Annotated in this window: 19 protein-coding genes; 7 read left to right on the forward strand and 12 right to left on the reverse strand. The window is 42.8% G+C overall.

Annotated features, from left to right (window positions below):
• Positions 1-102 precede the first annotated feature (102 nt).
• Genes QV280_RS04790 through QV280_RS04800 form a run of 3 tightly spaced genes read right to left on the reverse strand, consistent with a single transcriptional unit; the run spans position 103 to position 2,611 of the window.
• Positions 103-1,536, reverse strand: a complete 1,434-nt coding sequence (locus QV280_RS04790) for a vWA domain-containing protein (RefSeq protein ID WP_152821985.1) — start codon at positions 1,534-1,536, stop codon at positions 103-105.
• Positions 1,537-1,545: 9 nt separating this feature from the next.
• Complete coding sequence (locus QV280_RS04795; RefSeq protein ID WP_023404080.1) at positions 1,546-2,112, reverse strand: TadE/TadG family type IV pilus assembly protein; 567 nt, start codon at positions 2,110-2,112, stop codon at positions 1,546-1,548.
• A 13-nt stretch (positions 2,113-2,125) separates the two neighbouring features.
• A complete protein-coding gene (locus tag QV280_RS04800; protein ID WP_023404079.1) occupies positions 2,126-2,611 on the reverse strand; it encodes a TadE/TadG family type IV pilus assembly protein in 486 nt (161 codons plus the stop codon).
• Between the two features lie 431 nt (positions 2,612-3,042).
• Between QV280_RS04800 and QV280_RS04805 the strand changes: the two genes are divergently transcribed.
• The 4 genes from QV280_RS04805 to QV280_RS04820 all read left to right on the forward strand — a co-directional run bounded on the left by QV280_RS04805 (position 3,043) and on the right by QV280_RS04820 (position 6,039).
• Complete coding sequence (locus QV280_RS04805; RefSeq protein ID WP_172972832.1) at positions 3,043-3,198, forward strand: hypothetical protein; 156 nt, start codon at positions 3,043-3,045, stop codon at positions 3,196-3,198.
• Between the two features lie 214 nt (positions 3,199-3,412).
• Positions 3,413-4,309 carry a LysR substrate-binding domain-containing protein gene (locus QV280_RS04810; protein ID WP_152821987.1) on the forward strand — a complete coding sequence of 299 codons (897 nt, stop codon included), beginning with the start codon at positions 3,413-3,415 and terminating at the stop codon, positions 4,307-4,309.
• Positions 4,310-4,467: 158 nt separating this feature from the next.
• Positions 4,468-5,358 carry an acyltransferase gene (locus QV280_RS04815; RefSeq protein WP_023404077.1) on the forward strand — a complete coding sequence of 297 codons (891 nt, stop codon included), beginning with the start codon at positions 4,468-4,470 and terminating at the stop codon, positions 5,356-5,358.
• Between the two features lie 81 nt (positions 5,359-5,439).
• A complete protein-coding gene (locus tag QV280_RS04820; protein WP_023404076.1) occupies positions 5,440-6,039 on the forward strand; it encodes a LysE family translocator in 600 nt (199 codons plus the stop codon).
• A gap of 43 nt (positions 6,040-6,082) precedes the next feature.
• Here QV280_RS04820 and QV280_RS04825 read toward each other — a convergent pair whose 3' ends face one another.
• From QV280_RS04825 to QV280_RS04845, 5 genes are all read right to left on the reverse strand, one after another.
• Complete coding sequence (locus QV280_RS04825) at positions 6,083-7,279, reverse strand: multidrug effflux MFS transporter (RefSeq protein WP_023404075.1); 1,197 nt, start codon at positions 7,277-7,279, stop codon at positions 6,083-6,085.
• 191 nt (positions 7,280-7,470) lie between these two features.
• Positions 7,471-8,859 carry a sensor histidine kinase gene (locus QV280_RS04830; RefSeq protein WP_152821989.1) on the reverse strand — a complete coding sequence of 463 codons (1,389 nt, stop codon included), beginning with the start codon at positions 8,857-8,859 and terminating at the stop codon, positions 7,471-7,473.
• On the reverse strand, positions 8,856-9,542 hold the full coding sequence (locus QV280_RS04835) for a winged helix-turn-helix domain-containing protein (RefSeq protein ID WP_367869613.1): 687 nt from the start codon (positions 9,540-9,542) through the stop codon (positions 8,856-8,858). Before QV280_RS04835 ends, QV280_RS04830 begins: the two co-directional genes overlap by 4 nt.
• A gap of 13 nt (positions 9,543-9,555) precedes the next feature.
• Complete coding sequence (locus QV280_RS04840; protein ID WP_023404072.1) at positions 9,556-10,137, reverse strand: hypothetical protein; 582 nt, start codon at positions 10,135-10,137, stop codon at positions 9,556-9,558.
• A 151-nt stretch (positions 10,138-10,288) separates the two neighbouring features.
• Positions 10,289-11,191 carry a 1,4-dihydroxy-2-naphthoyl-CoA synthase gene (locus QV280_RS04845; RefSeq protein WP_023404071.1) on the reverse strand — a complete coding sequence of 301 codons (903 nt, stop codon included), beginning with the start codon at positions 11,189-11,191 and terminating at the stop codon, positions 10,289-10,291.
• A 221-nt stretch (positions 11,192-11,412) separates the two neighbouring features.
• On the opposite strand from QV280_RS04845, the gene QV280_RS04850 reads away from it, so the two are divergent.
• Entirely contained in the window at positions 11,413-12,849 is a 1,437-nt protein-coding gene (locus QV280_RS04850; protein ID WP_023404070.1) for a M48 family metalloprotease, read from the forward strand.
• A 93-nt stretch (positions 12,850-12,942) separates the two neighbouring features.
• Here QV280_RS04850 and QV280_RS04855 read toward each other — a convergent pair whose 3' ends face one another.
• From QV280_RS04855 to QV280_RS04865, 3 genes are read right to left on the reverse strand one after another with little or no spacing between them, the layout of a single operon-like run.
• Positions 12,943-13,974: a DUF2955 domain-containing protein gene (locus QV280_RS04855; RefSeq protein ID WP_023404069.1), complete on the reverse strand. Its 1,032-nt coding sequence runs from the start codon at positions 13,972-13,974 to the stop codon at positions 12,943-12,945.
• The gene (locus QV280_RS04860; RefSeq protein WP_152821991.1) at positions 13,964-15,154 is read right to left on the reverse strand and encodes an HlyD family secretion protein; all 1,191 of its coding nucleotides are present in this window, start codon (positions 15,152-15,154) and stop codon (positions 13,964-13,966) included. The genes QV280_RS04855 and QV280_RS04860 overlap by 11 nt, the downstream gene beginning before the upstream one ends.
• A 44-nt stretch (positions 15,155-15,198) precedes the next feature.
• Positions 15,199-16,428, reverse strand: a complete 1,230-nt coding sequence (locus tag QV280_RS04865) for a DUF481 domain-containing protein (RefSeq protein WP_240432736.1) — start codon at positions 16,426-16,428, stop codon at positions 15,199-15,201.
• Positions 16,429-16,783: 355 nt separating this feature from the next.
• Here QV280_RS04865 and QV280_RS04870 point away from each other — a divergent pair, with 355 nt between their 5' ends.
• On the forward strand, positions 16,784-17,200 hold the full coding sequence (locus tag QV280_RS04870; protein ID WP_023404066.1) for a CBS domain-containing protein: 417 nt from the start codon (positions 16,784-16,786) through the stop codon (positions 17,198-17,200).
• Between the two features lie 273 nt (positions 17,201-17,473).
• Entirely contained in the window at positions 17,474-18,241 is a 768-nt protein-coding gene (gene udp / locus QV280_RS04875) for a uridine phosphorylase (protein ID WP_023404065.1), read from the forward strand.
• Positions 18,242-18,505: 264 nt separating this feature from the next.
• On the opposite strand, the gene QV280_RS04880 is transcribed toward udp, so the two are convergent.
• Positions 18,506-19,666: a Card1-like endonuclease domain-containing protein gene (locus tag QV280_RS04880; protein ID WP_023404064.1), complete on the reverse strand. Its 1,161-nt coding sequence runs from the start codon at positions 19,664-19,666 to the stop codon at positions 18,506-18,508.
• Between the last annotated feature and the right edge of the window lie 116 nt (positions 19,667-19,782).

Genomic DNA, 19,782 nt, shown 5'->3' on the forward strand with positions numbered 1-19,782 from the left:
TTAACGTGTATTATAGGTAAATGGGCATAATAAATAGTGTGCTATACATAAGTACAGCACACCTTAATTTTTCTCAAAGCTTTGATTGTGTTCGAAGTATAGTTACAACGTAAGCCTAATAATGACGTCTAGCATTTTATCAAAGCAGGGCCCGAGGTCATTTTCATTTTGCGCAAAGCAATATAAGCCTTGTTTTTGGTCGACTTGGAACTCGTCAGCGGTGGCTGCTCTTCCTTGCATGCTAGGATCATTGGCCATTCGATAGAGCATATCTTCACCTGTGCCATGCCCCATATCGTCCAACAACGCATCCCCAAGCCCAAGGGTAAATACATATACACCATCTTCTCTGGCTTGATACGCCATTTTTTCGGGAAGATCTCGCGATATGTGGCGTATTACATCCTTAAAATCGCCTTTATCATCGGAGTCGCCGGAATAGGTGTAAGTCGTGTTGCCGGCTCTCGGTCCGCCAAGCAAAGAAAAACCTTGGTAACTGTCGGTGTTAGATATACTGATGTATTTATAAATATCGTCACCATCGCCATCATTACTGGAACTCATGGTAGTGCCATTTTGCAAAACGTACGACATGCGATCGCGCATTTTATCTGGCGCCCATAAGCCTCTTGCTTCGCTATTAGTGGTAGATATAGCAGCAAGATAAGTATTGTTATTATCGACGACAAAGTTGGAAGTAAATGTATTGGGCGCACCATCGGTGAATATCACAATCACTTTCAGATTAGCCGATAAGCTATCGTTGCTGTCAAACTCTGCGTAGCCTTGATAGAAACCTTCGGCAGTATTGGTGTAATGGTTGCTGCCACTAGTGCTGTAGGTCATGGCATCAATTTTTTGTTCTACATCGCTACTGTTATAACTGCGCTGAACTGTATTAAAAGGCACAACGGCATTTGCCCCATAACCGTATTGGGTGACTGCTACTCGATCAAATTCGGGGTTAAAGTTACTTAAAAAGTCTTTCGATCGTTGCTGAACAACATCAAATACGTCGCTGAGTGATCCTGAGTTATCAATAACCAGTGAGATATCAACAGGACGGCGAATGGTTTGTGCTTCAACGCCAATAGGCCAGTTATCAAAGCCTAACAGGCGAATGAATGAGGTGGGCATATCGGCGCTAGCGTTAAGGGATATAGAAATATTGCCTTCATTATCATAGGTAAATGTTGGCGTTGATAGGGAAGGGTTACTGCTTTGCAATGCTTGCGAAATATTAACGTCAAAATATTTTTGAGCCGCTGCCATGGCATTGGCCTCTCTTATTGTTTGACTTGCGCCAGATGAAATGGCTCTGGCTGCTGCGATACCTGCGGCGTCAACGGCGGCAAATAGCTTAGCTTGCATGCTATAAGCTCTTCCTGAATCAATGGCTAACCCTGCCATGATCAGTAAAAAAGGGAGTGCCACTACTGTAAGCAATACCGCAAGTCCTTGCTGGCGCCTATTTGCTTGCTGGTACTTATTTGCTTGCTGATACCTTGTGGGTCGGTTTGAGCGAGTCTTATCCATAATGACTCCTTATAAATAGGTAATTTCTTTGATGGTAAAATCACTATCAAAGATGAGAGTCGATATTGGCGAATAGCGGTACATGACTTCGACAACGTATACCGATTCACCACTGTCTAACTGTAAGGGGAAATTGGTTAGTACGGGATCAGAGTTCATATCGCAAACTCCGTTATCATCGCCAGTCCATTGCGTGCAACCACTCCAGGTTGAACTGCTTGCGGTATAACCAAAATCACCCCAGCGATATTGCTGGTTTAATACAGGATCAAGAGGGTTACCACTGCTATCTTCTCTTCCAACAACTAAGTTAATGTAAATGATGCCATCTTGGTTTAAGTCTAAAGGGTCGGATGTGGAGGCGATGGTGTCCATAACCTGTTCAGGAGTTTGCGAGCTGTTACGAGAAATTAGATTAGCCCCTTCACGGCTAATACTGATGATAATGTTGTTTGCCTGAATGACTTGAGTAAGCTCGAATATGCCCATCATTATTATTAGTAAGATAGGGACAAGGAAAGTCATTTCAACGGATGCGAGCCCGCGGTTTTTTTGATAAGAGAGTCTCTTGTTCATTGCTATTCCCTTACTAAAATGCTTCGTTTTTCATTGCGGTTTTGACGACAAATTTGTATTTTCCGTCATTAAGCAGAGGATAAATGATAGGGCTGAATGTTGGCCATTCACAGGCAATTTCAAGAACAATAGCATCACCAGACGCGCCAAAGGTGCCATCATTGATGTAGCTGCCGTTAGAGCTAACTTTGATACCGTTGGTGGTGACAACCTTAGATAAAAGGCCGTTTGAGGAGAGGTCTATTTTTTGTAAAATGGCTTTACCACGCTCTTGGTTGCCGTCTTCATCTTCATCTGGGTCCAAATCGGTTCGTCCAGTTATCGCATAGCGGGCACCCTCGCGAACTGCATGTTGCATGGTCAATTTTACGTACCCATAGAGGGCGAAATCGACGATAGTAAACAGTAAAGCGAACAGCAGTGTGGCGACGATAGCGAATTCGACTAAAGCGATACCTGCTTGTTTGGTTTGTTTTCTTACTCCTTGATAAAGGGACACGATTGATTCTCCATAGTGCGCTCCCGTGCGATCATAAACTTCAACATTAAGGTGAGTACTGCGCCTTTACTGTTATCAAATGACACTCGTTCTGGTTAAAAATCATCCAATTTAATGAATAGTTCAAACCGCAGGTATATTCAAGAGTCGAAAAATCAAGCAAATCTGCTTTGCTGTACGCAATGACTTTTTCTTTTTAAATTACATAACGATGCAAGTTATGAACTTTTTTTTAATAAAACTCTTTTTTTTTCATGTTGGACAAATATGCATGGGTAAGTATGTCAACGATAATTTTAAATGGCCTCAAATTTTGCGCATTTAGAGTCTGACTTTGCTCACTGAATTTAAATTTTATGCGTGTGATTTCACAGTACTAAAGGTATGGTGTTTAGTGTGATTTGAGTCTATTGCTGATAGGGAGAAGTAGTATGAAATTAGCAAAGTGTTTGATGGCACGTCACAATGCCAATATGACCGAAGAACAACGCAGAGAAAACGCAAGGACGTTGCCAAAATTTCTGTTGTTTTTTAGTGCACTCGTTGGGTGGTGTTCAATCGTTGTTTATTCAACATTAACCCATTAGTGATTATCACAAACTAAACCAAGCCAAACAAAAAGGGGCACTGCCTCTTTTTGTGTTATCACTCTTTGTTCATCTCTTAGATATCTTTTCGACTTTTTGATCTTTTCTTTTTAGGTAATACAACACAAGTGAGAAATTAATTTAGCCATCTAGACGTTTACATGTTCGGGAGAGCAATGTATGTTAAGGACGTTATAGATCATTAGGGTAGCTGATGTTAGAGCTAAAACATTTAAGAACCATTCAAGGATTAGCCAGGTTTGGCTCTATCGCCGCGTGCGCAGAAAATTTGCATATCACTCAATCCGCTATATCCCATCAGCTTAAAGAGCTTGAAGTACGTATTGGCGCGCAATTATTTTATCGCAAAACCAAACCGATTAAGTTTACCTCGCAAGGGCAAGTGGTGATTACCTTAGCCAATAGTGTATTGCCTCAAATTGCCGCTGCGGAGAAACAGCTTAATCAACAAGAATTAAGTTCTCGTTTCACATTGGCTATCGATTGCCATAGCTGTTTTCAGTGGTTATTACCTACTATCAAGCAATTTCAAAAGTCGTTTACTGCATTGGATGTAGACTTAGAATCGGGCTTTCATCAACATCCGCTAGAACGATTATTGGCCGGTGAAATTGATGTCATGATCACCTCCGATGTTGAGTCGAGGGGGGATTTGCATTTTTTGCCGTTGTTTGGCTATGAATTGCAATTGGTGATGAGTAATGATCATCCATTAGTTGCTTTTCCAAGTATCAGCCCGAGCGATCTTACCTCGCAAGTGTTGATCACATACCCAGTAGATAAACGACGTATGGATGTTTACAACTTATTCTTGAAGCCGAATAACTGTGAACCCTTGAAGTGGAAAAAAGTGGATAATACTTCCACTTTATTGCAAATGGTATCTGGGGGCTTTGGTGTTGCGGCATTACCAGAATGGGCTGTGCGTACCTTCGAGAATCAAGAACTCATAGCAACTCGTCCTTTAGGGGAGGGGATTCGTCGTCATTTGTACGCTTGCGTTAGATTGGCTGATAAAGAGTGTGAACATATACAAGCATTTGTGGATATGACCCGACAAATGAACAGCAATCACAGCGTAATTGATTGAGTAACGAACAAGTAACATGGAAAATTTCTGTATAACTATCAATGTTTGTTCGCTAAATGCACAGTAACTTACTATTCGTTCGAGAAAATCCACTTTTGAGATTAATCTGCTCACGATTCTGATATATGATTACGCCATCACAAGCTAGGGACTTAGTAATGCTTAAAAATATACAGATGATCATGAATGTTTTTCTGGTCATGTTAAACACGGCCTTCACTTCATTTGTGGTTAGTATTTTGGCAATTATCAAATTTGTTTTGCCATTTATGGGAGTGAAAGTCGCCATGAGTAAATTGGCGAACAAACAAATGTGGTTGTGGGCAACCCTTAATTTGTGGTTGTTGAATGTGAACAACAAGATTGATTGGCAAATAGAAGGTGGTGAAAACCTATCTAAAGATCAATGGTATCTATTGATTTCCAATCATTTAAGTTGGGCTGACATTGTGATTTTGTCATCGGTAATGAAAGATAAAATCCCAATGGGAAAATTCTTGTTGAAGCATAGCCTTTTATACGTGCCGTTTGTTGGCTTAGCGTGTTGGGGATTAGATATGCCTTTTATGCGCCGTCACTCACATGAATACTTGGTCCGTCACCCGGAGCGTCGAAATGATGATTTTGATGCTATCAATAAAGCTTGTGAAAAGTTTCGACGTGTTCCTACTACTATGATCAGCTTTGCTGAAGGTACCCGTGCCAGCCAAGAAAAAATGGCAACCGCTAAAACGCCATATCAACATCTGCTCAAACCAAAAACGGGCGGTGTCGCCTTTACCTTAAACGCAATGAATGAGTTGCTTAATGGTGTGGTTGACGTGACTTTGGCATACCCAGAAAACCGTGAAACCCCATTCGATGACTTGTTAAAAGGGCGCATGACTAAAGTTGTGGTCAAAATCAAGCTTCATGAAATAGATGAAAACTTGAGCGGTGACTACTTTAACGATAAGACCTTCAAAAGAGGCTTCCATCGTTGGTTAAACAGTGTCTGGCAAGAGAAAGATGAGTATCTACAAGGCGTATACTCCGCAAATAAAGACTAACGACACAATCGTTTGCGATGTATTAGCTTACAACGCGTTGACTTACGACGTATAGATTTACGCTTTAACTTTGGTAACTGAATGGAACTCTTCAGCGCAATTTTATTATTTGCTTTCTCAAGCACAATCACACCCGGCCCGAATAACATCATGATGATGACTTCGGGCATGAACTACGGCGTTAAGCGTAGTCTTCCTCATTTTATGGGGATCTGCATTGGCTTTCCAACTATGGTGGTGGCGATTGGGCTTGGGTTAGGTTCGCTGTTCCAGTGGTTTCCAACTTTGCATGATATTATCAAGGTGCTGGGCATCGTCTATTTGCTCTATCTTGCATGGAAGATAGCATCGGCAGAAACCGATTCTCTCTCTGGTGAAAAGGCCAAACCTTTTACTTTCTTGCAAGGGGCGCTTTTCCAGTGGGTGAACCCAAAAGCGTGGATTATGGCAACGGGAGCTGTGGCGGCTTTTACCAGTGATGCAATGAATATCTATACTCAAGTAGGGTTAATTGCAGGGCTGTTTTTATTGGTGGCTTTCCCTTGCGTAGGGATGTGGCTGGTCTTTGGATCAAAAGTTCGCCTTTTTCTTTCTGATCCAAAGCATCAAAAAATATTCAATGTGTGTATGGCAATATTGCTAGTGCTTTCTATTGTGCCAGTGGTGCTCGAATACCTGTAATCCTAACGTCGATGACTCAGTTGCTTAATCATTAAATGAGCCGTTATGTTGATAATTGCTCTACTTTAGACACTTCGGCCTTAAATCCGCGATGGATATTGGCGTAGGTAATGAGTGCAAACACAATAATAACGCAACCTAACTGCCATGCATGACGAAGCCCCATCGCCATCAAGATCATACTGACAATCGATGATACGACCATTTGCCCGCCGCCTTGCATGGCCGCCGCTGCCCCGGCACGCTTGCTATAAGGTTGCATCACCATAGCTTGTGCGCAAGGCATGGCAAAACCATTACCTAGTACCATAAAAAACTGACCTATCATCAACCATAAAGGCTCTACAGGGCATAGAATCAACCAAATAGCACCAGTAATTTGAATAAATGGCGCTAGTTTTAATACTCTATGAATACCAATTCTAGGACGAAGTCGGTTACTCAGTGATGTCCCAAGCAACATGCCGGCGGTAGGAATAATGGCCCATAATGCGTATTGGTCGGATGTCATGCCAATTTGATTTTGCATGATGAAGGGCATTAGAGAGGTGGTTGTGACAATCAAACTGAAGTTCAGCCAAGACACGCTAGCAAAACTAACAAAATAACGAGATTTTAATAGCTCTGAATATTGATGGAACATGGTGCGCGGTGACGGGATCTTTTTCTTGTCGTGCATAGTTTCTTTAAAGCCAACCAGTAGCACTAACCAAGCAAAAGCAACGTAACCAAGCAATGAGATAAATACCATTCCCCACCCTAAATAGTGGTTAATAAACCCCCCAATGACGGGAGCTACCAGTGGGGTGAGTGAAGCTGCCATGGCGATATAAGAAAGGGCCGTTGGCAGTTGATTTCCGGTGTAACTGTCTCGGGTTGAAGCGCGTGCTAACACCGCACAACAGCCAGTCCCCAGTCCTTGTAAAAATCGCCCCAGCACCATGGCATGAAAAGACTCGGATAAGAAGATAATCGATAATAGGCCGAGCATAGCGATCACTAAGCCACTTAATAAAATCTTTTTTCGGCCCAACGCATCAGACAAAGGACCATAGATAAATTGAGAGGGGCCAAAGCCAAGCAAATAGACGCTAACGAGCAGCTGAGCTTGGTCTAGAGAGATGGAGAAATCTTTGGCAATCCAGGGCAGTGAAGGATAGACCAGTCCCATACTCAATTGACCAATACTAATGATGATGCATGCCAGTAAGATAGGTTTTTTTCGAAATGCTTGAGTCATGAATGTCCGGTTTGGTTTTATACCCATAATGGTGATGACTGTGATGGGTATTCGATAGCCAATACGGTGTGCACAGATTAGTGTCGCGCCGAAAATGAAGTTGAACCAATAATTGAAGCCATAACATCTAAAACGATGAATTTAAAACAGTGGTTCAGCGCACAAGTATAACAATTTTACTTAGCTTTGACTCACACTTTTATGGTTGAGAGGTGTAAGACTATTTTAAAACCTGTTGCAGCTTGTGGATGAGTAAATTGAACATCAATATGCATGCCGTGCAGTTGTGCGACAACCGCGACTAATGGTAAACCCAGTCCAAAACCGGGGGTAGTGCGAGATTTATCGGCGCGATACAAACGTTGGAAAATCTTTTGTTGTTGATCGGCGCTGACTCCAGGCCCATCATCTTCTATGATCAATGCATTTTGCGTAAGATACAGCCGAACTTGTGTGTTTTCATCGCAATATTTGTGCGCATTATCCAGTAGGTTATACACCAAGCGAAACAGTAGCGAAGGCTCGCCTTTAAACGGCACCTTTTCAAGCTGTGTTATTAGTGATTGCTGCTTATCTTCAAATTGAGGCTCTATTAAATCAATAGCATCGGTAATGATGCGTGAGAGTTCGATATCGACAAAGCGACTGATGTCATTACCTGATTCTAATTTGCTCAGTTCAAGCATGGCATTGAAGGTCTGCAGTAATCGGTCAAAGTCATCTTGCAGTTGCTGGATTTGCTCACTGGGTAAAGGGTGTTGCTGTGATTGGTGTTGTAAGGTGGTCATTCGATTTTTTATCCGCGTCAAAGGCGTACGTAAATCGTGAGCGATGGCATCAGTGACACTTTGAATCTGGGTAATAGAGGACTCTATTTTATCCAACATGGCGTTGATGTAGTGCGCAATATTGTCCCACTCATCATGTGAATTATTGGTGTGGATACGTCCATTGAAATGACCTTGCTCAATTTGTGATACCACAGAATGTATGCCAGATAACTGTAATTTCATTTTTCGGCGTATGATCCAACTTGGGATCAGGGCGATAAAAAAGGTACAGATCAGCACTACAATGGCAGCATTTTCAAAGTTATCTTGTACTTGCCATAGATATTCACTGTCGGTCGCCATCAATACTGAATAACCTTTTATATCAAACTGACAGCCTTCTAATAATACAATGTTAGTGCCGTGGCCTCTTATTACAGGGAAGGGGGCAAGGTTAGGACATTGCGGTAATGAACTAGGAAAGTGATTAAGCGATCCATAGAGTTGTCCGCCATCGCTGCGCAAAACAGTGATGATGCCTTGCGGGCTGTAAAGGGTATCATCGAGAATATGCGGCAGTGTATTGGTGGAATTGGTTTCACTGGCGCTTTGCAGTTGCTGAGCATGTTGCAACAAGATTTGCTGGCGAGATTGAATTAACGGCTGAATACTTAACTGATAAATAGTGAACAGAGCCACAGCAACGGCGAGCCACAGCATAGCCGCAATGGATAGAGAAAGACGCCACAAGGAGTGACGACGCCATAAGCCGATGAGTTGCTGTTTGCTTTTATTAAGCAAGGAATTCATGCCACTTTAACCATTCGATAACCCGCACCGCGTACCGTTTCAATTAAATTGGGTTGACCTTCTGTTTCCAGTTTTTTTCTCAGCCGAGCAATATGCACATCAATAACATTGGTTTGCGGATCAAAGTTGTAATCCCATACTGCTTCAAACAACAGCGAGCGAGTCACCACTTGTCCTGCATGCTCAATCAGATAACGCAGTAGTTTAAACTCTTTGGCTTGCACCAATACTTTTTTTGAGTCAACCAGCACTTCTTGTGACAACAGATCTAACTGAATATGCCCGTTACGTAATTGGCTTTGCGCCGCATGGGTATTACTCGAGGTAGCTCGACTGGCCAATATTTCCACTCGCGCAATTAGCTCGGCAAGTGCAAAGGGTTTGGTGAGATAATCATCACCACCGTGTTTTAACCCTTTCACTCGCTCATCGACACTATCGAGAGCACTGAGTATCAACACTCGTGCTACGTTATTGGCGGCTCTAAGGGTTGAAAGTACGGTCAATCCATCGAGGGCGGGTAACATGCGATCTAGGATTATGACCTGATAGTCACCCTCTAGAGCTAAAAATAACCCATCTTGGCCATTATCAGCGCTATCGACTTCCCAACTTTGTTGCTTAAGGGACTGACACAGATACTCGCGGGTCTCTTTGTCGTCCTCTATGACCAGTACTTTCACTTAGTGGCTTACCTTATTTATGACTTTGACGATGCATCACTGGGATTTCTTCTCCAGTGGCGACGTTGATCAGCAGTTTTTGCATACCACGCTCTGTACTTGCTAACTCGACTTCATAAAAAACGACGCCTTTTTTGCTTTCCAGTTCCGCTTCTAGTGTTTTTGCTGAATATTTTGTCTCAAGTTCAATCAACTTTTTCACGATATCAAACTGTGCTTTTTCAACTTGTTCGATAGCGTTGCGATCTTCTCTATCTAAATCACTAAAGCCTAATGTACTTAGATTTTCAGATTTTTCTCTTAGTAAACTACCATCATTAATGGCATAGGTAAGTTTGAATTTTTTACCTGCTTTCGTATCGATAACTTTAAATTTATACGCGATTTGCGTGTCTTTGTAGTCATCAAGCTCTATTTCTGTGATAACGCCAGTAGATACAGTACGTACTTGAGGTGCCAGAGTGGTGATAGTGGCAGAACCAGAATTAAGTGCCATTAGGCCGATGGCCGCATCTTGTTGATCATTGGCATGAGCGATGGGCATAGTGATAAGAACTGCGCTCAATAGTCCGATGGTAGGTAGTGTCAGTTTCATTGGGTGATTTCCATGTTTATCAAGATGTAACCACTATAACTTGGCAAGGTAAACTCAAGATGGAGAGAAGATTAAATTTAGTTAATCTTCTCTCCATTCGTTTAATGACTTTTTTAGTAACCTGGCTCGTTTTTACTGACTTAGGTTTTGTTTAGTAGTGCCAAGGGAACTTAGTAAAGTCTTTGGCGCGTTTTTCTAAGAACGCATCACGGCCTTCTTGCGCTTCGTCAGTGCCATAGGCTAGGCGAGTCGCTTCTCCGGCAAACAGTTGTTGTCCAACCAAACCATCGTCAGGTAGGTTAAAGCCGTACTTGAGCATACGCATTGCTGTTGGCGATTTGCTATTGATTTCTTTTGCCCAGCGCAGAGCTTCGGTTTCTAAGTCAGCGTGCTCTATGACCTTATTGACCATACCCATATCAAAAGCTTCTTGAGCGGTGTAATCAAAGCCACAGAAGAAAATTTCTCGGGCACGTTTTTGACCTATCATTTTCGCTAAATATGCCGAGCCGTAGCCTGAATCAAAGGAAGCAACATCAGGGTCGGTTTGTTTGAAGACTGCATGCTCTTTTGAGGCTAGAGTTAAATCACAAACAACGTGTAAGCTGTGACCGCCACCTACCGCCCAGCCCGGTACAACGGCAATTACCACCTTAGGCATGAAGCGGATTAAGCGTTGCACTTCAAGAATATGCAAACGTCCCATACGCGCTACATCAGCAACGTTTTCACCATCACCTTCGTATTTGTAACCATCTTTACCGCGAATACGCTGATCGCCACCAGAAGAAAACGACCATTGGCCTTTTTTCGATGGACCATTCCCAGTCAGTAATACACAACCTACATCCGACCACTGACGAGCATGATCTAAAGCGGTATACAGTTCATCGACAGTGCGGGGACGAAAAGCATTTAAACAGTCAGGACGGTCAAAAGCGATACGTACCGTTCCCTGAGTTTTGCTTCTATGATAAGTAATATCTTCAAAGTCAAAGCCAGGTACAAGGTCCCATAAATCAGCGTCAAATATATCTTGGTTAGTGTCGGTCATGATAAATCTCATTAGGTGTTTCTTTTAGGCTAGGAATTTGCGCAGTGTGAGTCAACACGCGCCTATGAATTGTTAGATCTTTTTATCATTACGGTCGTTTATTTGTGCAATTTGATGGCATTTAAAGCGGACTTGGAAAAATAGTGCGTTGATTAACTATTTGAAAGCTGTAGTTTTGTTATCATTGATGCATATGCGATAAGTTTTAAGTCAAGGATGATATGAAAAAGGACATAACAAAAAATACCCTGCGAAACGGTATTTTAACGGTACTCAGTTTAGGTTTAACTGCTTGTAGTGTGAGCACTGATTACGATAAACAGATTGGTGCTGAGAACGCGGCGCTAGTAGAAGTGCAAATGGGCACTTACGACAAACATAAAATGGAAGCCTACGTGCAGCAAATTGGTGCACGTTTGGTCAGCCATATCGACAATCCTGAATTTGAATTTCATTTTAAAATTGTCGATGACGCTACGCCAAATGCCTTTGCGTTGCCGGGCGGTTATATCTTTGTCTCTCGCGGCTTACTTAGCCTAGTTAATAGTGAAGATGAACTGGCCTGTGTAATGGCGCATGAAATTATCCATGTCACCGAACGTCATGGCGTGAAGCAGATGAAATCAGGGATCTTACCGGGCATTGTGGAACTGCCGGGCAATATTGTCGGTGGCGTTATCAATGAAGATTTGGGTAATCTTATTAATGCTCCTATCTCAGCAGGCAACCATTTGTTGATGGCAGGCTACAGTCGCAGTCATGAAAGTGACGCGGATAGATTAGGCATAGATTTAGCAGCAAAAGCGGGCTATGAACCGTTAGCGATGAACAGTATTTTAGAGCGCTTAAATCGAACCGTAGAGATACAAACTAAAAAAGCCTCAGAGCGCAGTTATTTTGATTCTCACCCGTACACGCCCGATCGTATAGCGGATGTAAACAAAGAAGCTAAAAAGCTAACCGTTGCGCAAATCTCACCGATTCACAAAGACTTTGTTTCGCAAATTGATGGATTATTAGTGGGGCAAAACCCGAGTAAAGGTGTGTTTCGTGAGCAACTGTTTTTGCAACCGGATCTGAAGTTTGCCATTGATTTCCCTGAGCAATGGACGACGTTAAATCAAGCTTCTATCGTGGCTGCGGTCGATAAAGAACAAGATGCAGCTGTGGTATTCAGCCTTGCATCCAATGAGTTTAGCGCCAAAGAACATGCCATACGCTTTCAAAACGAGCTGAAACGACGCTACCAAATGGAGCTTAGTATTGACGAGCAACCATTAGCGTGGGGGCACTCTATCTATAGCGTAACCTTGACCAATGATAAAAAAGATCAAAAAAGCTATATGACTCGAGGTTGGGTCAACTTAGGTGTAGATACCTACCAGATAGTGACTATTGCCAGTGAGGATAAGAAAAAATCAGCCGATAATAGCGCGTACTCTTTTCGCCCTATAACCAAGCAAGAGCTTGCTTCTATGACACAACTCGAGCTGAAAGTAGTTAAGGCGAAAGAGGGGCAAACCTTAGAAGCACTGCTGGCTGAAAATCACAGTAAACGTTCTATTGAACTATTGGCGGTGATGAACGCACTGGATGAAAATCAACGTCTTACAAACAACGAGCAAGTTAAGGTGGTGGTAGAAGCGCCTTATCAATAACACTCTGTTTTGAGTTCTTCTTTAGTAAAAAACGAATAGAACAGCAACAGACAAAGGCTCTTTGTTTGTTGCTGCTGTTGTTCTAGCGGTGCTTTATGCTTTTTGCTTAAACCAAAAAGTATCAAGTACCCGCAGCGCAACCACGATGTACAGTATGGCTAATGAGATAAATAGAATCCTTGATACTAAGGCGCTCATAAAGTCAGAATCCGCCCCCATATTGCCATTAATCAACACGATAATGCAGGTCATTGCTGAGCCGTAATATTGACCTCGTGGGTTTGCCGAAAAGATATTCATGCCCATGAATAACGCAATGCCAAACATCAACAAGATAAAGAACACAAATAAAGGCGTAGCCACTAACGCCCAATAAAAGACTAAGGCCACAACGCCGCCTAATATTGTCGAAATTAGAGAATTTCTCCCCGCTTCTTTACCTGCGCTTAGTTCTGGTTTCATGGTAAACATGGCGGCAAACACCATAGTGAGCAGTAAATCTGTACGAGCAAACGAAATACAAAACGCGGCAATAGGAAAGGCTACTAAGGTGCTTTTTAGTGCTAGCTTGGCGGCGATTGGCACGTAACTGTTGTTTAATTTTGCTGGTGGCGGAAACGGCGCTTTATTGGGGTCAGGCAATACATAATGTATGCTGAAAACAAACAAAATGGCCGCCCAGGCTGAGGCGACAAAGCCCAAAGAAAAGCCGATCGCCAGACCTTCTGACATAGTGCTGAGCATGGGCAGTATGAGCATGGATAACATCAGCATTAACGTTAGCCAAAATGAACCGCCACGGTTTAGGTAGTAATAAATATAAAACAGCGAAATAAACAGCAACAGTAAAAATATAATCGGAAACTTGATCAGTAAAACCGAAAATAACAAACCGAAACAAAAGCCTTTAACGGTATTAAATAGGGCATTGACCAAAGCTATTGGCGTCATTTGTGGCAAAGGCATAGACAGTAATAGAGTGGTGAATATGGGGAACAAAAATGCCAATGGCCAGTTAAAGGTGTAAGCAAGGGTGGCAGAGGCGGCAACCCCTACCGCAAAGCGCAATTGCCGCACCATAGCTGGATTATGTTTGAGGGTAAGAAACGCGCTGCTAGTAAACATACGACAGCCAGCTAATTAGGTTAATGTACCCTTTCGCAATGCCGTTGAGTAGCAGGTTATCACTGGTATAAAACTGCACATCGGCTTGTCCTCCTACGCGACGTAACCCTTGCGGGATATCTTCTTCAAAGGAAATAGTGACAGGGAAACGCTGTGGATCTCTTAACCAACCAGAGGTGGATTTGACGGAGACCAAACCGCCGATGGCATCATTTGAACCACTGGCAACGGCAAAGCCAATGCTACGCACGCTGCCTTTATAGATTTTCCCCGGAGTAATATCCAGTGAGATGTCGACCGGGTCGCCGATGTTGAGGTTAGCTAAGTTGTTTTCTTTGAGGTTGGCTTCAATCCATATGTCGTCGGCATCAACAAAAGTCATGATAGGTGAGCCTGCTTTGGCGTAATGCCCAATATCAATTTGTAAGTTGGTGATTCCGCCCGTTGTTGGAGCAAAAATTTCGGTGCGGCTGAGATCAAGCTGTGCCTGCCTTAACTTCGCCATAGCCGTCCTGACTCTTGGGTTAGCTTCACCTTCTGCGCCGAGCGATTGCTTTGCTTTGTCTAGGTTGGCTTCTGCAATTCGTAACTGCGCTCTAGCTTGCTTGATGGCGGCGCGCGCCTTATCGCCATCAGATTTTGAATAGAGCTTGCGCTGCTCTAGCTCAAATACGCGCGCACTTTGCACGTTGACGTGCTCTAAGTTGGTTTGCGCTTCTACTAAACTTGCTTGAGCGGTGACCACATTCGCCATACCTGCGCCAATTTCTTGCCCAGCAATTTCCACTTCAGATTGAGCCAGTTCTACATTCAGCTCATAGTCAGAAGGGTCAATTTTAAATAAGGAAGTGCCACGTTGTACAATTTGGTCTTGAGCTACATTGACATCTAGTATTCTGCCGGGGACTTGAGCGGCAATCGGGATCACATAGGCTTGCACGCGAGCTTGGTCAGTCCATGGCGTATGTCTATCGGCAAATAGGTACCAAGTAAAGATTAGTGCCACCAAAGTAAATACGTAACGAGTGAGCTTTCTCACTGGATCGTGTGGTTCGCTAGTGTCGGGCTCTACGGGATCATTTTTGCTGTTATCCGCACTGCTGTCTTGTTTTGCCACTTCAGTTGGTGGGCTGTTTTCAATTGGCTCTTCGTTGTCCGTTTCGGTTTTCTGGTTAGTCATGATTACCTCATAAATCCATTTTAGGTAAGTTTAAATTGGTTTGTTTAAAATTCGTATTCAATACCAACGGTAAATAAAACATCCGTTGATTGTGGCTGCACACCCTCTTCATTCGCAATCGGGTTGGCGGTGTTATCGATAACGGCGATCAGCGCCAAGTCAAAATCGTTAATCAGTTCAATATCAAAGCCTGATTCAATGCGTTGAATAAATTGACCACTTTGTTCGTTGACCACTTTGGCGTCATAGATAAATACGTATTCAATATCCGAGGTGATGTCATATTCAAAATCTAAACCAAAGGCTAGAGCAGGAGAGAGTACGTTTCGTTCTTCGCCGGGCTCGACATTGATAAATTGTGTCCTTTGAATACTCGGGCCCATATACACTTCAAGATCCATGCCTTTGATATCGATCACTTCATAGCCTGCGGCCACCCCGATAGAGGTTTGATATTTGATGTTACGAAATTCATCTAAAATCAAGTCGTAGTTAGGCAGAGTAAAGTAGAGCTTGTGTGAATAAAAATAGTCGTATTTGGCGGTAAATCTATGGTTATCTTCGGTGGTAATGGTTTGCTCTGTGTTGGCGTCGCGCACTTCTTCGTAAATGCCACGATAGGTCACCTGAAAACGGCCAGTGGTGATTAAGTAGCGCAGGTCAGCGCTGGCGTAATAATCGAAACTCTCGGTATTGCCTGACTTAAAGTTAAGTCCGGCACTGATTTCGCCTATCCATAAACTGTCACCACTTTTAATTGAGGGGGTGATGGAAAGAATATTTTCTCTAGGGTAAGTAATGGCCGGTTGCTCGCGCACATAGACACTTTTTTCATCAATTACGATGTGACCTTCAATAATCGCGCCACTGAGAAAACGCACTTGCATGATGTGTTTGGTGCGTAATTCTCGAATGTCAGACATTTTGATTTTATGGATACCTACTTCATCACTATCAAATTCAACGCGCTCGTCGTACATCGCTATGATATCGCCGCCTAACACTTCTCCTTTGTTTACTACAATCCAATCAAATCTCGAGGAATCCATAGGGATTTCAACCCACCATCTGCCGGAACTTTGCTTTACGGTGTCGTTCGGGCTTGTCTGTGGCACAGTGGTTTCTGCATTGTCTATTGGCGATGAGATGGATTCTCGATCAGGTAATTGAATAGGAAGAGGTTCAGAGGCAAGCACTGCTTCATCAGCACTGCTAGGAAAAGCCCACATAGCGCTAATAAGGAAACTAAGTATTAAGAGTGAAGTTCTTGTCATAACCAAAACAAATCCGTTTGCTTCATTAAAAAGTAGTCGATTTTTCTTTAAAAAACAGTGGCTTTGAGGTTTTTTAACAAAAAATGTAATCTGAAGCAGCAAATTAAGTCTTGAGGTGGGTTTACTGCGTATAAAGGGAGGTTATGTATTCGCGTTGGGCTAAGGCTTTTTAATATGGAGACAGAATTTGTGGCTATTTTTTTGCAAATTGACCTAGGAAATATCAATGACAATAGGCAATAGAGGCATTGATTGGAATATCTGATTGATGAAATAGAGAAAAACAATTTAGTAAATTTGCAAATATGGTCGACACTTAAAGCATAGCGTGGCATTACCTGTTAAGGAGTACAGTATGCAGCCATTAAAAGTTAAAGATTATATGGATCATCAATCGGTGACCTTCACCCCGGATATGTCGTTATCGGTCGCATTAAAAAAAGTATTAAATTCTGCTCATCTAGGTGGGCCTGTGATTGACAGTAATGAACAAGTAGTCGGGTTTTTATCAGAGCAAGATTTGCTCGATAAACTGATTAAGGTCAGCTATCACTGTCAAGACACACACATCGTCAGTGATTGTATGTACAAAGAGGTGCTGTCGGTTTCACCAGATACTTCTATTATTGCACTGGCAGATATGATGAAGGTAGGCAAACCTAAAGTTTATCCGGTGATTGATAACGGTAAGCTGGTGGGCATAATTTCTCGTAGTGATGTTTTGAGGGCTGTGGGTGCATCCATTGATGCATGCTTTAAAAATCCGATATAACGCTTTTTACTTTATTACCATCGTGTACTTTCATCACATGGCTTATTTTATAAAGTGACATGCTGCTAGCCTCGACTTGTTCGAGGCTTTTGTTTGTAAGCCATTTACAAATGAAATAGCACTTAGTGTGATGGCAATCGTTTAACCTTGAAACGGCTAGGGTTTGCAACGTAAAACATGTGAATCCAATCACAATAGGCTAGAGTGACTTTATTTACAGTGAATCACTATAAGAGTGACCCTTAACTGTGACGGCATTAGAAGGATATTTTCATGACAACTGAACAAAACGTATTTCATCTTGGTGTAAATAAGAATGACCTGCAGGGCGCAACATTAGCGATTATCCCCGGAGACCCTGATCGTGTGAAGCGCATTGCTGAAGGTATGCAAAATCCTCAATTTCTTGCCAGTCACCGTGAGTACACTGTGTATTTAGCCGAGCTTGCAGGACACAAGGTTGTGGTGTGTTCAACGGGTATCGGCGGCCCATCTACCTCTATTGCAGTTGAAGAATTAGCCCAGCTTGGCGTGGACACCTTTTTGCGCGTAGGCACCACAGGGGCGATTCAGCCTGATGTAAATGTCGGCGATATGATAGTGACCACAGCATCGGTGCGTTTAGATGGTGCGAGTTTGCACTTTGCGCCTATGGAGTTTCCTGCGGTGTCTGATTTTAATATCGCGTTAGCCATGAAAGAAGCGGCGGTAAGTGAAAACGCCACCGTCCATACTGGGGTAACCGCATCGAGCGATACTTTTTATCCGGGCCAAGAGCGTTACGATACCTTTAGCGGACGCGTCGTGAAGCGATTCCAAGGTTCCATGCAGGAATGGCAAGATATGGGTGTGCTTAATTTTGAAATGGAATCAGCAACCTTATTAACCATGTGTGCTAGTTCTGGTTTGCGAGCGGGCTGTGTTGCCGGTGTGATCATTAATCGTACGCAGCAAGAAATCCCTGAGCAAAGCAAAATGAAAGAAATTGAAGCTTTGTCTATCCGCACGGTTATTGAAGCGGCGCGACGTGTCTTGAGCTAGTAATACCAATCGTACTAAATAACTGGTCATTCTAGCTTGTTAAAATGCTCGATAACGGCGTTAGAATTTTTGATTGTAGAATAACTACTTATCGAAAAATTCTGCCTTGTTCTCGAGCATTTTTCCTACGCCAGTTCTGATCACTTACTTAGTGTGATTGGTATAAGATCAATATTGAATCATTAAAAAACCCCAGCTAAAGTTCCAGCTGGGGTTTTTATTTACGGGTGTTTGGTCAACTTATTTGGCCAATAAAGTTATTGATTAAATAACGTCGATGCCACCGGCTTGAATCAACCACTCTTTCAAGTGTCGTTTCAAATCTTTCAGCTCTTCAGGGCCAATCAATCCTAGCCCTAAATCCATTGCGCGAGTGATATCGTTGTAACGTAGCGGTCTAAAGCTTACCAGCATGGCTCTTGCTTGCAATCCACCAAGTAAGTCGCGAAGAGATTCTAGTTTGTACAGAGTATCGTCGCCATCGTCACGCATGCCTTTGGTTTTACACTCAATGATGTGCAGTTTGTTGTTCACCACAGTGGCCACATCAAGCTCATTTCGCACTTCTTTTTCACCAATTTTACGTGTGACTTGTACGTTCAAAGAACAATCTTGAATGGTGCTAAGCTCTTTTTCTACCGACTTGATTTGGGTGTGCACGTAAGACTCAAGCCATTCGCCGTTGGAGAAGCGACGAGCTTGCTCTGAGCGAAACACTAAGATGCCGTCATGGTAGGTTGCCAGTTCTGCATCCACCAAATCTTGTAGCAAAATATTCAGCTCTCGATAGCCTTGTTGTTTTTCAGACAGGGCAACATCAAGTTTTTGTTCTTTACGGCAAGTAGTGGCTAAGAAGTTTAAGGTAGCAAGGCCTGGACCTAATTCAAGCGCGTGACTGGCCCATTTTTCACAGATTTTCAGCAATGAACTGTCAATTTGAATCGCTTCATTAGGATCAGGGAATTGTGCTTGAGCGCCAAAAATAGTGAGATAATCAGCAATCGTGATGCGGTCTTGAACTTGCACGTCTTGCAGGCTATTTGGATACAGCCAACTTAATCTATCGCTGTTAGGCTCAACCACAAAAATTGGCCACTTGTAGCTGCGTACAACTTCATAAACTGAGAGTAAACGGTGGCGAAGGCCGCAGCTGGCATTAAGTTTTATTTCTTCACCAGAGACAACAAGACGCTCGGCTAACTGATTGATTTCTCTTTTTATTATCGCAGTATCTGAAACATTTGAGATTTCAAAAAACTCGCTTTTGATGCCTCGCATATCAAGTACTATGCTGAGCTTATCGAACATAGGTTTTTGTGTTGAGTCGCCGATAAATATACTGTGGCGACATGAAGCTCTATCATCGAGTAAAGGGGTAACGAGTCTGATCGGATCTTTATCGATAATACCAAGTTGAATTGGCATACAGTGTCCTTCTTGTTCACTTTTAGAGTTCGTAGATACGAATGCGCTTGATATCTTATCTCTTAAAGATGAGGCGGGCGTCTAAAAATTGTGGTTGTTTGAACTAATATTAGTTT

The organism is Vibrio sp. B1Z05, assembly GCF_052955985.1.